At 44.0% G+C, this 12,395-nt stretch carries 13 protein-coding genes; 3 read left to right on the forward strand and 10 right to left on the reverse strand.

Features of this window, described 5'->3' with window-relative positions; translation table 11 throughout:
* Positions 1 to 180 precede the first annotated feature (180 nt).
* The 8 genes from GL182_RS16080 to GL182_RS16115 form a co-directional block, all read right to left on the reverse strand.
* Positions 181 to 705 carry a hypothetical protein gene (locus GL182_RS16080; RefSeq protein WP_163380806.1) on the reverse strand — a complete coding sequence of 175 codons (525 nt, stop codon included), beginning with the start codon at positions 703 to 705 and terminating at the stop codon, positions 181 to 183.
* A complete protein-coding gene (locus tag GL182_RS16085) occupies positions 698 to 1,165 on the reverse strand; it encodes an N-acetyltransferase (RefSeq protein ID WP_163380807.1) in 468 nt (155 codons plus the stop codon). Before GL182_RS16085 ends, GL182_RS16080 begins: the two co-directional genes overlap by 8 nt.
* 183 nt (positions 1,166 to 1,348) lie before the next feature.
* Complete coding sequence (locus tag GL182_RS16090; RefSeq protein ID WP_163380808.1) at positions 1,349 to 1,843, reverse strand: hypothetical protein; 495 nt, start codon at positions 1,841 to 1,843, stop codon at positions 1,349 to 1,351.
* 102 nt (positions 1,844 to 1,945) lie between these two features.
* Positions 1,946 to 2,938, reverse strand: coding sequence for a HipA domain-containing protein (locus GL182_RS16095; protein ID WP_163380809.1), 993 nt, complete (start codon positions 2,936 to 2,938; stop codon positions 1,946 to 1,948).
* Positions 2,931 to 3,266 carry a HipA N-terminal domain-containing protein gene (locus tag GL182_RS16100; protein WP_163380810.1) on the reverse strand — a complete coding sequence of 112 codons (336 nt, stop codon included), beginning with the start codon at positions 3,264 to 3,266 and terminating at the stop codon, positions 2,931 to 2,933. Before GL182_RS16100 ends, GL182_RS16095 begins: the two co-directional genes overlap by 8 nt.
* Positions 3,253 to 3,498, reverse strand: coding sequence for a helix-turn-helix transcriptional regulator (locus GL182_RS16105; RefSeq protein WP_163380811.1), 246 nt, complete (start codon positions 3,496 to 3,498; stop codon positions 3,253 to 3,255). The genes GL182_RS16100 and GL182_RS16105 overlap by 14 nt, the downstream gene beginning before the upstream one ends.
* Positions 3,499 to 4,159: 661 nt before the next feature.
* On the reverse strand, positions 4,160 to 5,800 hold the full coding sequence (gene pafA / locus GL182_RS16110; protein ID WP_163380812.1) for an alkaline phosphatase PafA: 1,641 nt from the start codon (positions 5,798 to 5,800) through the stop codon (positions 4,160 to 4,162).
* Between the two features lie 123 nt (positions 5,801 to 5,923).
* A complete protein-coding gene (locus GL182_RS16115) occupies positions 5,924 to 6,559 on the reverse strand; it encodes a carboxypeptidase-like regulatory domain-containing protein (RefSeq protein ID WP_240469872.1) in 636 nt (211 codons plus the stop codon).
* A 158-nt stretch (positions 6,560 to 6,717) separates the two neighbouring features.
* Here GL182_RS16115 and GL182_RS16120 point away from each other — a divergent pair, with 158 nt between their 5' ends.
* From GL182_RS16120 to pruA, 3 genes are all read left to right on the forward strand, one after another.
* Positions 6,718 to 7,101, forward strand: a complete 384-nt coding sequence (locus tag GL182_RS16120; protein WP_163380814.1) for an ArsR/SmtB family transcription factor — start codon at positions 6,718 to 6,720, stop codon at positions 7,099 to 7,101.
* 6 nt (positions 7,102 to 7,107) lie between these two features.
* Positions 7,108 to 7,803 (forward strand): YjjG family noncanonical pyrimidine nucleotidase, encoded by a 696-nt coding sequence (locus tag GL182_RS16125; RefSeq protein WP_163380815.1) that lies wholly within the window; start codon positions 7,108 to 7,110, stop codon positions 7,801 to 7,803.
* Between the two features lie 76 nt (positions 7,804 to 7,879).
* Entirely contained in the window at positions 7,880 to 9,514 is a 1,635-nt protein-coding gene (gene pruA, locus GL182_RS16130) for an L-glutamate gamma-semialdehyde dehydrogenase (RefSeq protein ID WP_163380816.1), read from the forward strand.
* 42 nt (positions 9,515 to 9,556) lie between these two features.
* On the opposite strand, the gene GL182_RS16135 is transcribed toward pruA, so the two are convergent.
* The gene (locus tag GL182_RS16135) at positions 9,557 to 11,062 is read right to left on the reverse strand and encodes a glycoside hydrolase family 32 protein (RefSeq protein WP_163381031.1); all 1,506 of its coding nucleotides are present in this window, start codon (positions 11,060 to 11,062) and stop codon (positions 9,557 to 9,559) included.
* 117 nt (positions 11,063 to 11,179) lie between these two features.
* On the reverse strand, positions 11,180 to 12,382 hold the full coding sequence (locus tag GL182_RS16140; protein ID WP_163380817.1) for a sensor histidine kinase: 1,203 nt from the start codon (positions 12,380 to 12,382) through the stop codon (positions 11,180 to 11,182).
* Positions 12,383 to 12,395: the final 13 nt, after the last annotated feature.

The following is a 12,395-nucleotide window of genomic DNA, read 5'->3' on the forward strand; positions in this document are numbered from 1 at the left end:
ATTACAATCTGCAAGGCAAAAATAAAATACCTTCAGGATTGCTCCAATGCGTAGGCTTACCCACAGGAATTATCATAATAACACCCCGTGCGACCCGAATTAAACTTTAATCGTTAAAGTCGGTTTATCCCTTTTTCAATTTATAAGAAAGTTAATCCAATTTTTCCGAATAGCTTACTATTACAATACTGCACTTACCCGAATATCCTTTTCGATTTCAGGTCGCCATTCTTTTTGATTGGACATGGTATTACATATCTTTTCATGATAGTAAACCTGATACCAGATTTCCTTGGGAAACGCACAAAAACCCGCATAAACCTTCTCCGAATGTATCATTAATTTCAGGAGAAACTCCTCTTTAGGTTCCCTATGCTTGTTAATTACCTGACTCAAACTTACCGAAGTAACCGCTATATCTCGTGCAAAATCACTTCTCTTTGAGTATAAGGTATCGATATACGATTTTAAAAACTCTAAAAAATTGCTGTGATTATCATGCGCCGGGTGCTTAATGTATTCGTCCATCCTTAATTTCAATTGCATAAGTTTTGCCTTGGTAATTTTCTCTTTTGACAAATTTTTCATCCTCCTTAACCTGGCTTCCATCAAAGCAGCAGCATCGGATTTACGCTCCTTTTCAGAGCTGTATCTTGAATCTACACCAAACTCTGTATCCAACTTATCTTTGGTATTTTCAGTCATTGTCGTATAAATTTATTAAGGCTAAAATTTGAGGAATTTCCATACTCAATGTCAATCCAGTTAAATTCATGTTATATGTCTCCATATAGTGTCGGGCAATTTGACTTTTAGGTCTCAGGGAAACACATGCCAATTCTCCGAATTCCCGAAGCGCTATTTTTGCTACAAATGCCATCAGATTTCCTATGATTTTGTCGTATTTTTTCTCCTTTCCTTTGTTTTCCTTTGAGACTGTCAATAGTCTGATATGTATTCTCCATTCTTCAGGAATCCTTTCAATAGAGACAAGCCCAAAAACGTCACTCATACCTTTAATCTGCAATTTGTATACCTCCTGATGCTTCTCCTTTTTCCAGTCAAAAAAGTACCGTTCCTTTTTAAATGTTTTAAATTCGTCTATTTCAACCGGTAAAATGTCCACTAAACGTTTTTCACCAGTTGACGTTTCTATGATTTTCATACGATAAAACTAGAAAAAAGTTTACATTAATTGGAAACTTTTTTTACGAAATTTACCATTTATGGAAATACAGCTCTGGACTTTTAAGAAAAACTAACCTATTTATCACGAATAGTTTAACTATTGATACAAATTAAAAAACGGGTGGGAATCACGAATGGATTCACTCGTTGGTTTACCCCATTATTCCTCGGTCAAAGCCTCAAGCCTCGTCTGAAAGTTGGGAAAGGAGGGATTTCCCATTTCTACCTTGCGATCATCTTTTAGCAAAAACGAAATAAAAGACACCTCCCCGATACCGTTCGCTTTAAAAAATTCTTTATTCGGATCGTGAATTACGGGGTGCGAAAAATTGTTCTCCCTCAATTGCCGAATCAATTTGGAAGGGTCTTCTTCTGAGATATAGAAAAGGAAGGCCACCTCCTTGTTGTTTGATATCGCAGGTTGCCAGTCCAAGGTTGTTATGGACCGGCCGACATTATTCATATACACGGCCACTTTGTATTTACTGTCAAACCAACTGGTATCAAATTTAACCGAATCGCTTGGCTCAATTACGGTTAAATCGGTAGGGAAAACCATTTGTTTTCCGTCCTTACCGGATGAATTACAGCCTATAGTACTAGTCAGAACAAACCAAAAAAAGATGAGTTTTACGATCAGATAGTTGGTTTTCATTGGGTATTGGTTTTAATATTAAATTCTAGGCTGGAATAGATCAAAACCGGATTGTCCTGGTTTTCAGTATTTTTTGAAGCTGATGTCACAACCTGATTTCCGTCAAAAAATGCCGTATTCCGAATCAGATTTAGGCATGGGCTGAAATAATCCTATCTGTCTGGCTTTTTTATCAATCATTACTTGATAAGCATCTTTCATTTCATCCGGAAGAAAGCTTTTTTCAACGAAAGCATACCATTCAGGTATCGTCTTTTTGAAACGCTCGAAGATATTATCGAATGCTTTCTGATCGATTTCAAACCTTCTCATAGCGGCTTCAAAATCCCTTCTTGTTATTTTCCTTTTTTTTCCGTTAAGGGTGAGTGCCAATTCTTCGTTATCTCCTTCAACCACCAATTGGGCAGCTACCATGTCATAAGCGGGACTCAGGTTGTATCCCCTTTTCGGATCCTTAAACAGGGAGAAGTTTTTCAGGTGCATGTCATTGTTACCGGTGAGGAAACAAAATACAACCTGCTCAAAAAAGTTGATGATGTCAAATCCGGGATTGGTCGAAAAGTGAACCAGTGCTTTTCCAATCTGTTCATAGGAACCCCGATACTTCGATTCTGTTAACCGTTCGGTCAGTTGGCACATGTCTTCCATATGGAATTTTTGCTTTCCTTTTCTATCTATTCGTTTGGTGATGTAAGAAAGCTCACCTGACTTTAACCGGATCAGTGAATGCGGAACAGTCCTTATTCCGGCTATGGCTGCCAGGTGCATCGTCAGGTCTTCCAGCTCGGGTAAACATGGAAAATGTTCACTCGGCGGTTTCAATATGTATCCGCCCCAAACACCCATAATCGTCAGTTTTTGAGGCGTATCTTTTTCAGTCATGGTTTCCAGCCCTAAGGAAAGCTTTGCCTGTACGCCGGTTACGGACGACTGCCGCTGTATAACCTTTTCAGCCAGTTCCAGCATCTGATCATTGGTATATTCCAATAGGGGAGGAACAGGCTTGCCGAATAGTTTCTTGCTGCATTTTGAGTGAAAATCCATTTCGCCTCCATCCAGTTCCTTATAGCAATATAGACAGCAATTTTTACTCATCTTCTTTTTCCTCTTCCATTGGTTCAATGCTCACTGCACCTATGCAATCTTGACATGTTTTAAGTAACAAACCCATCCGGTCACGTGCACTTAGTTTCCAGTTTTTTTCAGCGATATCCAATAACCAACCCTCCGGTATCAGACCGTCAAAAAACGGAAAGAGCACTTTATCCTGAAATGGTTTTTCCTGTAGCGGAAGTGTCAAACTTACCGGCTCGGCATTATCTTTTTTCAGATAAACATCCCTGTATTGGAAACGATATCCTTCCTCATCTTCTTGCAGGATTCCTGCCCAATCGGTGTACATATACACTTTAGCCTTTCTCATGGATCAGTTTATTGCGATTAATTGGCACCGGGCCGAGTTCAAAACCAAACAAAACCAAAACCTGGTTGACCTTATCCTTTTGCAGGGTAGGTTTATCTCGTTCTAATTCACGTACAAAACGTAAGCCTACGCCCGCTTTATCTGCCAGCTCCTGCTGGGTAAGCCCTAGTGCCTTTCGCTTCTCTTTTACGAAATGGCTTAACGGTTGCCCATATTTATTTACTGTATTCATTCGTATGGTATTTACCCTTTCGGGTACAAAGATATAAAATAAGGTGATAATATACCCCTTCGGGTACAAATTAAAGCACCCATTCATTTATTATACCCTTTCGGGTGTAATTCTTTATTTTATCTAGAAATTGCACCCGTATGGATACAATAAAAAGAGAGCAGGATCTACTTCTTAATCGAAATTTCAGAAAATTGAACGCAGAAGCGCACATTTTGCAAGCAGAAAAAATAATGGAAAATACCCGAACCCTACAAAAGCGGTTTTTCATGGAAAGGAGCATAAAATTGAATCGATTCAACAAAAATAACCCCGAGCGAAACCCGGGGTCTTGGAGCCGTTAAATCCTACCCCCAACCCCGGAGTGGGTTGAACTCCAATTTCCTATAACACGGCACTGTTTGAACCGACCGCTGCTTCGAAAAAAGTAGCGCACCATGGGCCTGCTGGCTTGGGATTGGTTCAATTTCTTAACAACCTGTCGAATTATTTTTATGAACGAAAAAATCCCCCTTGCCCTCCGCCGCAGCGGAGGGATTTCGTCAGCGGTTGGATTTCCATATACGTAAATACCAGCCAGCTGCCGTACGTTATGAAAGGTGCTGACCTTTCCCAATTCAGCCATAAGGAAATCTCGAAAGCAAATCCTCCTTATAGACAATCATTTTGTATCCAAAATCTCGCCAATCGGCTGACCTGAAGCTCCATTGGGGAGCCTGGTTTTTAGCAGCATGGCCAGTGTGGGGGCAATATCGGTAATGGTGGCATAGCGGCTGCTGCTTCCGGCCGGAACGCCCCAACCGTAAAATACAATCGGCACATGGGTATCATAGGTGTAACCCGTCCCATGGGTGGTGCCCCGGACGGAATTGGTCAGCCAGGCCGGTTCCAATATGACCAGCACATCCCCGGAAGCCTTGTGGTTGAAGCCCATCTGCAGCAAATGCTTTCTTCCATGGTTGTATTCCAATCGCTTCAAGTCCTCCGCTGTGTAGGTTTCCTTGATCCCGTCAAAGCGCAGCAGGAAATCGGCCACTTCTTTTTGCATATCGGCCAGCACCAGGCCCTTTTCTTTGGCCAGCTCCCGGTTTAAGAATACCTGCTCGTTGGAGTAATTGGAAACCCAGTCTCCCTCCCCGAATTGCTGATTGGTAAATCCTTTTAATTGGGTCAGCACGAAACGCGTATCCAAACTTCCTGCGGCCACTCGTTCGCTCTGCATGTAACTGACCACATCCGCCACGCCATGATCTGCCGTCAGAAACACCAGGTATTCGCCCTCGCCGATCTCCCGGTCCAGGTAATCAAAAAATTCCGCCAATTCCCGGTCCAGGCGTAGGTAATTGTCCTCCACCTCTACCGAAGAGGGGCCAAACCGGTGTCCGATATAATCGGTAGAAGAAAAACTCACGGCCAGAAAGTCCGTCTCTCCTCTTTTGCCCAATTGCTCCCCTTCCAGGGCGGCATAGGCCAGGTCCAGGGTGAGGGTATTGCCGTAGGGAGTGGTACTGATCAGACCCAGTCCTCCATTATCCGCTGTCAAAGCGGGCAGATCATAGGGAAAAGTAGGTGTTTCCATGCCGATAAAGGGGGATTCAAATTCATTGTCATCGGCTGCCCCCTGCACATAGGTTTCTACCGGAAATAGTGGTTCCCAGGTTTGGGACAAATATTTCTGAGGTAATTTTCTGTCGTTAAACGCCTTGGCCCAATCCGGCAAGGCATCGTAGTAATAAGTGGAAGTCATGAATTCCCCGGTTTTGGCATCGTACCAGTAGGCATCCCCCATGTGTCCGGCTGGCAAGGCTGCCCCTCGATCCTTAATGGCGATCCCAACCACTTTCGACCGCTTTCCGGTAGCAAACATCAGCTCGTCCGTAATGGTGCTGCTCAACAGGTTTCTGGGAGAAATCTCGCCGTTTGAAGCAGTTCCGGCCACTCCTGTAACGGTACTGTCTTCGGCGCAATAGATGGACCGTCCTAAGGACCTTACATACCAGTTATTACCAATAATCCCATGGGTAGCAGGCGTGGTGCCTGAGTAGACAGAGGCATGCCCCGGTCCGGTGTAGGTAGGGATATAATTATAATGCCCATTTTCCATCACAAAGCCGGCTTTCAACAGGCGTTTAAAACCGTTTTCTACAAACCTATCCTGGTAACGGTAAAAATATTCCTGACGCATTTGATCCACCACGATCCCTACGACCAGTTTGGGCCGTTGCAAAGAACCTGATTTCTCCTCCTGGGCAAACCCCACTTGAGAAAGGATCAATAATCCCAGGACAACTAATTTTTTCATAATACTATTGGTTTCTGATTTGCACAAATATACCGGATTGCCCCTTCAAGAAATGCATCAAAGGTGCTGCAATTCCAAAAATTTGGATTAACGGACGGAAAGTGATTCAAAGCTTTGTCGGAATCAATCCCTGTTTCTCAGGTCTCCGTTTTTGATGGATTTAATAAATTGAGCCCAGGCAAAAGGGTTAAGCAAGGGCAAGGGTCTTGGCCCATACCGGTCCATGGTTTGCTGGGTTTGTTGGTTGGTAAATTGTCGGAAATTCTCGTTGCCGGATGCGGGCATTTCTTCGGCCCAGCGCAGAAGCAATTGCGGACTCAGGTTGCCCCGGTTGAGCGGTGGTTCTGCATCTACATTTACGGCCAGAATGGCATTTTTGAATTCTTCTTCTGTAGGATAGGGCATGACCTGTACCTCCTGAAGGGCTATTTCATCCTGAATCATGGTCAGGATATAACTGACCTTGTCTTCGTCAATATCTTCCGGGATCTTCAAGGTTTGTCGTTTCAGGCCTATGTAGGAAAATACCACACTGTCTCCTGCCACTACCGGCATGGAAAAATAGCCAAAGCGGTTACTGCTCGTGCCTCTTCCCTTTTTGGGGACATAAATATTTACACCCGGAATGGCCGTGGTACTGTCTGCATTCAGGATCACACCTGAAAGCTGAACCACTTTCCGATCGGAGGTGTCCTGTGCTTCGGCAGACCGGTGAATTCCTAAAAATCCGACTACAAAAAGGATCAGTATTGCGGTAATTTTTTTCACTTCTTTTATTTTTCAGTAGACTTACTCCTTTAATTATTACGGTAGAAAATCAAGCCGGTTTGGTTATAAAGCCAATGATTTCACGATAATAAGTGAAATACAGCTGAAATCATTAACTTCAACATGTTTTATTTGTTAAAGTTAATTAAATGCGCTTAAAAAACATAAGTTTGAATTATGGTATGCGGGTATTTAAAGCCCTCTCGGAGGAAGCGAGGGTGAGAATCCTGCATTTACTGATGCAAAATCAGGAGTTGTGTATTTCTGATCTGGAACATATACTGGATTTTACCCAAACCAAAACCAGCCGGCACGTAACATATTTAAAGCATGCGGGTTTAATAGGCAGTAGAAAAACAGATCAATGGACTTTCTATTATGTATTGGAAGAAGCCCAGGAAATACTGGGACAGATCCTGAAGTTCATTCAGAAAGACCAAAACCTGTTGAGAGACCAGGAGATCTATGAAATCCTTTACTCCAACAGGGAGCTGGCCAAAAATAAAATTCAAAACAACCCCTATAGAAAATAAAAAAACGTGAAAAAGTACCAACATATTTTTTTTGACCTGGACCACACACTTTGGGATTACGACAGCAATGTCAGAGAAACCCTATCCGAATTATTTTCACATTACCGCCTGGGAGATTTGGGAGGAATTCCTTTTGAAGCGTTTTTTGAGGCCTTTCTGTTCACCAATTACGAGCTTTGGGATCAGTTTAATCAGGGCAAGGTAGACCAGGCCGAAATGCAGCAAAGTCGCTTCATCAAGGTTTTCACCAGAGCAAAGTTGCCTGCTGAGTCTCTACCCGGTACTTTCGAAAGAGATTTTGTAACCCAAACCTCTTCCAAATCCAAAGTCATGGATCACAGCTTTGAAATCCTGGACTATCTGAACGATGACTATGCCTTGCACATCATCACCAACGGTTTCAATGAAAGTCAATATTCCAAATTAAAATGTTCGGGGCTGGCTCCTTATTTTGATTTGATTGTAACTTCAGAGAGCTCTGGCTTCAGAAAGCCGGACAAAAGAATTTTTGCTCATGCATTACAAAAGCTGGGCACCAAACCATCAAATTGTCTGATGATAGGAGACAACCCTGATTCAGATATTTTAGGCGCAAAAAATGCGGCCATCGACCAGGTTTATTATAATCCCCGGGGAGTAACCCATCAGGTTGAACCCACCTTTACCATCAGACACCTATCCGAACTCAGGGCCATCCTTTGAACCCTCCTTTCTTTTAAGCCGTTGTTAATTTGTATATTTGTTATAATTAAACTAACCAAGAAAACGACTTAATGGTATGCTAAAAGGCTTTTTTAATGTTCCGGAACCAGCGAATGAACCTGTCAAAAACTATGCTCCAGGGTCCCCTGAGCGCACTTCCCTTCAGGAAGCCATTGCTACGGCGAGGGCTCAGCAAGTGGATATTCCCATGTATATCGGTAGTGATGAGGTAAGGACGGGCAATACATCATCCCTTCACCCGCCACATGATCACCAGCACCTGTTGGGTCATTTTCATGAAGGAGACAAGGGTCATGTGACCCAAGCCATCAATGCCGCTTTGGGAGCAAAGCCGGCCTGGGAAAACATGCAATGGGAACAAAGAGCTGCCATCTTTCTTAAAATAGCAGACTTATTGGCAGGGCCCTACAGGGACAGGATCAATGCCGCCACCATGTTGGGTCAGTCAAAAAATGCCTTCCAGGCAGAAATCGATGCAGCCTGTGAGTTGATTGATTTCTTGCGGTTCAATGTAAAATTCATGACAGAAATCTATGCCCAGCAACCTCCCATCAGTGGACAAGGTGTCTGGAACAGGCTGGAGCAAAGGCCATTGGAGGGCTTTATTTTTGCCATTACCCCTTTTAATTTTACAGCCATTGCAGGAAATCTCCCTACGGCACCAGCCATGATGGGCAATACGGTCATCTGGAAACCGGCACATACCCAAATTTATGCGGCCCATGTATTGATGCAGGTTTTTAAGGAGGCCGGACTTCCTGATGGGGTGATCAACCTGATCTATGTGGATGGACCCCAGGCAGGAGAAGTGATCTTTTCCCATCCCGATTTTGCAGGGTTACATTTCACAGGATCTACCGGAGTGTTCCAACATTTATGGAAAACCATCGGACAAAATATCTCCAGGTACAAAACCTACCCCAGAATAGTAGGCGAAACAGGTGGTAAGGATTTTGTCATTGCCCATAAATCTGCCCACCCCAAAGCCGTAGCCACAGCCCTCAGCAGGGGGGCTTTTGAATATCAGGGACAAAAATGTAGTGCTGCATCCCGTGCCTATATCCCTTCCGGTATCTGGGAAGAGGTAAAAGGGCATTTGCTACAGGACCTGGCTTCCATGAAAATGGGGGGAACCGAAGACTTTGGCAACTTTATCAATGCAGTAATCGATGAAAAAGCTTTTGATAAAATCAGCGGATATATCGAGGCGGCTAAAAAAGCTCCCCATGTGGAAATAATAGCAGGAGGAAATTACGATAAATCCAAGGGGTACTTCATTGAGCCTACTGTGATATTGGTTGAGGATCCTCTTTACAAAACCATGGTAGAGGAAATTTTCGGACCTGTATTGACCATTTATGTCTATCAGGGAGATCATTTTGAAGAGGCATTGGAGCTGGTAGACCAAACCTCCCCCTATGCCCTTACCGGAGCCGTCTTTTCCACCGATCGTTATGCCATAGAAATGGCTACTTCCAAATTGCGCCATGCGGCAGGAAACTTCTATGTCAATGACAAGCCCACCGGAGCTGTGGTAGGGCAACAGCCGTTTGGCGGGTCCAGGGCATCTGGCACCAATGACAAAGCAGGCTCCATGATCAACCTGCTGCGTTGGGTTTCCCCCAGGACTATCAAGGAAACCTTCGTCAGTGCGACGGACTACCGATACCCTTTTCTGGGAGAATCCTGATGTAAACCGACAGCAAGGCATGGCCTTCTCCGGCATGTTTGCTTACCAAATGGAATTCAGGTAATGCAGTTGGTTTTTATTTTCAAATCCCTGCAGCTGGAGCTGGGAATAGCTTTCCCTGGGAAATACAAGCTCAGTCATCACCAGCTCCCCCTGATTGATGAAAATTTCTATAGAGGACCTGTCCAGAAATATTTGGAGGTCCTCTATTTCCAGGTCACCGAGCGGGGCGCTGTGCTTAGCAGGAAATTCCTTGTTGAAATCCACCAATCCGGATTGGGTCCGGTCCAGAAAAAACGTTTTCCTTTTCTTTTCCAGGCTTACCCGTTCTCCGGCAGGATTGCTGAATTCAAGCATGAAATCAGCCGCATTGGTACGCAGCTGCAGTTCCACCAGTTCCTGTTCCAGTGCTATGGTTTGCCCGGAAATTTCCTGACTTTCTACTCTGAGCATCTCCAGTTCTTTTACCGGCCTGGAGGCAAGGTGGTATTCCTGATCGACTGAATACAATTCAAGACTCCTGGGCAAGGTATTGGCTGAGCGCCAGACCTGTGTAGGCACCACATTGGCGTACATCCAGTTACTCATCCAGCCGATAAACAGTCTTCGTCCGTCAGAATCAGGGATATTGGACCAGGTAACTCCCGCATAATTGTCCGCACCATAATCCAGCCACTTCACGGAAGCTTGGTCGGTGGTAAACCGCTCTCCATCAAAATCACCAACGAAATATTGTGTAGCTGACCCTCTGTTTGGTCCACCAGGATTGATACTGACCAATAAAACCCACTTTTGCTCTCCCTCCGGGCTTGTCAAGGGAAACAGGTCAGGGCATTCCCATACCCCACCATAGGCTGCCCAGTCGGGGTTAAAATCACTTTCATGCTTCCAGTCAAGGAGGTTATCCGAAGAATAGAAACTGATCTTGTCCTTTACGGCCAATGACATGATCCACTTATCCTCCCCAGAGGAAGTGATCTGGGTCACTTTCGGATCCCGAAAGTCCCTGATCCCAGGGTTATCCAGCACGGGATTATTTGGGTATTTCTCCCAGGTTCTGCCCTTGTCCAGGCTGTAGGCGATGCCCTGGGTTTGAAAGTCATTTCTTCCGGCATCTGCACCTTCCGGGTCATGGTAGGTATAGATGGCCAGTAGTGGAGGATTTTCCGGTGTTCCAAGGCCACTACTGTTGGCAGCATCAAAGACGGCGGAGCCTGAAAATATCCACCCCAGGCTATCCGGCTCAATGGCTACAGGCAAATGTTCCCAATAAACCATGTCCTTTGAAACGGCATGCCCCCAATGCATAGGGCCCCAAACATTGCTATCCGGGTAATATTGGTAAAACAAATGGTATTCGCCATCATGATAAACCATTCCATTCGGGTCGTTCATCCAGTTGGCCTGTGGACTAAAATGAAACTGTGGCCTGTGTGCTTCATTGTAATTTTTTGAGGCAGGAGCCTTTTCTGAGCCATCAGTTACCTTTGAATGGCAGGAAAGCAAAACAGTTGCAATCAACAAGCCCCAAATGATAGATTTATTCATGATGCATTTCATGTGTTTATAATTGATTTTTAATGGCCACATGGAATCTTTGACGATTAAAATAATCATTGCCCTGTGTTTTTAATGATGATTTTAATCGTGTCGATTTCTTTTGGTTTATTCTACATTGTCCCTCACCCCCAGCAATACAATCCTAAAGGTACTGCCTTTTCCCAGTTCTGAGGAACTGACGAATATTCTGCCCTTGTGGTACCCTTCGATGATGCGCTTGGCCAGGGTAAGTCCTAATCCCCATCCCCGCTGCCGGGTAGTAAATCCAGGGTTGAATACTTTGCCAAACATTTTTTTCTCTATGCCTTTACCTGTGTCACTGATATCAATCAGAACATATTTTTCACTTTCTTTCACGATATTTATGCTGATGGCTCCCTGTCCTTTCATGGCATCCACTGCATTTTTACAAATGTTTTCGATCACCCATTCAAACAAAGAGCGATTCATTTGAGCATAAATGAATTCTGCATGGGAGTTGAGCTCAATGGAAACCTTGCTCGAAATACGAGGCCTGAGGTAATTGATCGCATCCCCAATCACCTGATAGACATTTTCAGGTTTGATTACAGGGCTGCTCCCTATATTGCTAAACCTTTCGGTCACCATGCTCAGTTTTTTAATATCCTTTTCAATCTCAACGATTACTTCCTTGTTTTCATCGAAAACAGGGGAGTTTTTCAGGTAATCAATCCAGGCCATCAAAGAGGCCAGGGGAGTTCCCAGCTGATGAGCCGTTTCTTTCGTAAGGCCTGCCCAAAGCCTGTTCTGTTCGGCCACTTTGCTTTGATTGAAAAAAGCATAAGCGAGAATCCCAAACACCAAAATAACAGACAATTGCACATACGGGTAGTACTGTAAGCGGGTCAGCAGGTCTGAATTTCTATAAAAAATAAAAGCATCATCAGAAAGTCGTATGGGGTCATACAAAGCTTTCATCGTTTCCAGCTCTTCAAGTAATTGCTGTCTTTCCTCTTCCTCTGAGCTATTTTTTTTGAAGTTTATGTTCTTGTATTCAATTGGCTCGCCCTCAGCATTTACGGTGATCACGGGGATTGATTTGTTTTCCTGAATGATCACCTGAAAAACAAAGGTGAGGTTATCGGAGTTGACAGAAGCATACTCCAGGGCTTCAGCATAAAGATCCACCTGTCTCTTTTCCCTGATTTTGAGTTCCTCTACCAGGGTATTGGTATAATAAATGGATCCGAGCCCAATGATGATGGAAAAAACAAATACGCCCCATTTTACCTTTCCCCTGTTTTGGTACAGGTCCAAAGATGTCAGGTCTTGAAATTTTTTATTCATTGCCAATTAATGA

The sequence above is a fragment of the Cyclobacterium sp. SYSU L10401 genome (assembly GCF_010993705.1).
In the GTDB taxonomy this organism is placed as follows: domain Bacteria; phylum Bacteroidota; class Bacteroidia; order Cytophagales; family Cyclobacteriaceae; genus Cyclobacterium.

Bases quoted from the DNA above. Each gene is read 5' to 3' on its own strand.
- GL182_RS16080 (WP_163380806.1), bottom strand. From the start codon at position 705: ATGACTGAAAATACCAAAGATAAGTTGGATACAGAGTTTGGTGTAGAT.
- GL182_RS16085 (WP_163380807.1), bottom strand. From the start codon at position 1,165: ATGAAAATCATAGAAACGTCAACTGGTGAAAAACGTTTAGTGGACATT.
- GL182_RS16095 (WP_163380809.1), bottom strand. From the start codon at position 2,938: ATGAGTAAAAATTGCTGTCTATATTGCTATAAGGAACTGGATGGAGGC.
- GL182_RS16090 (WP_163380808.1), bottom strand. From the start codon at position 1,843: ATGAAAACCAACTATCTGATCGTAAAACTCATCTTTTTTTGGTTTGTT.
- GL182_RS16140 (WP_163380817.1), bottom strand. From the start codon at position 12,382: ATGAATAAAAAATTTCAAGACCTGACATCTTTGGACCTGTACCAAAAC.
- pruA (WP_163380816.1), top strand. From the start codon at position 7,880: ATGCTAAAAGGCTTTTTTAATGTTCCGGAACCAGCGAATGAACCTGTC.
- pafA (WP_163380812.1), bottom strand. From the start codon at position 5,800: ATGAAAAAATTAGTTGTCCTGGGATTATTGATCCTTTCTCAAGTGGGG.
- GL182_RS16100 (WP_163380810.1), bottom strand. From the start codon at position 3,266: ATGAGAAAGGCTAAAGTGTATATGTACACCGATTGGGCAGGAATCCTG.
- GL182_RS16120 (WP_163380814.1), top strand. From the start codon at position 6,718: ATGCGCTTAAAAAACATAAGTTTGAATTATGGTATGCGGGTATTTAAA.
- GL182_RS16135 (WP_163381031.1), bottom strand. From the start codon at position 11,062: ATGAATAAATCTATCATTTGGGGCTTGTTGATTGCAACTGTTTTGCTT.
- GL182_RS16105 (WP_163380811.1), bottom strand. From the start codon at position 3,498: ATGAATACAGTAAATAAATATGGGCAACCGTTAAGCCATTTCGTAAAA.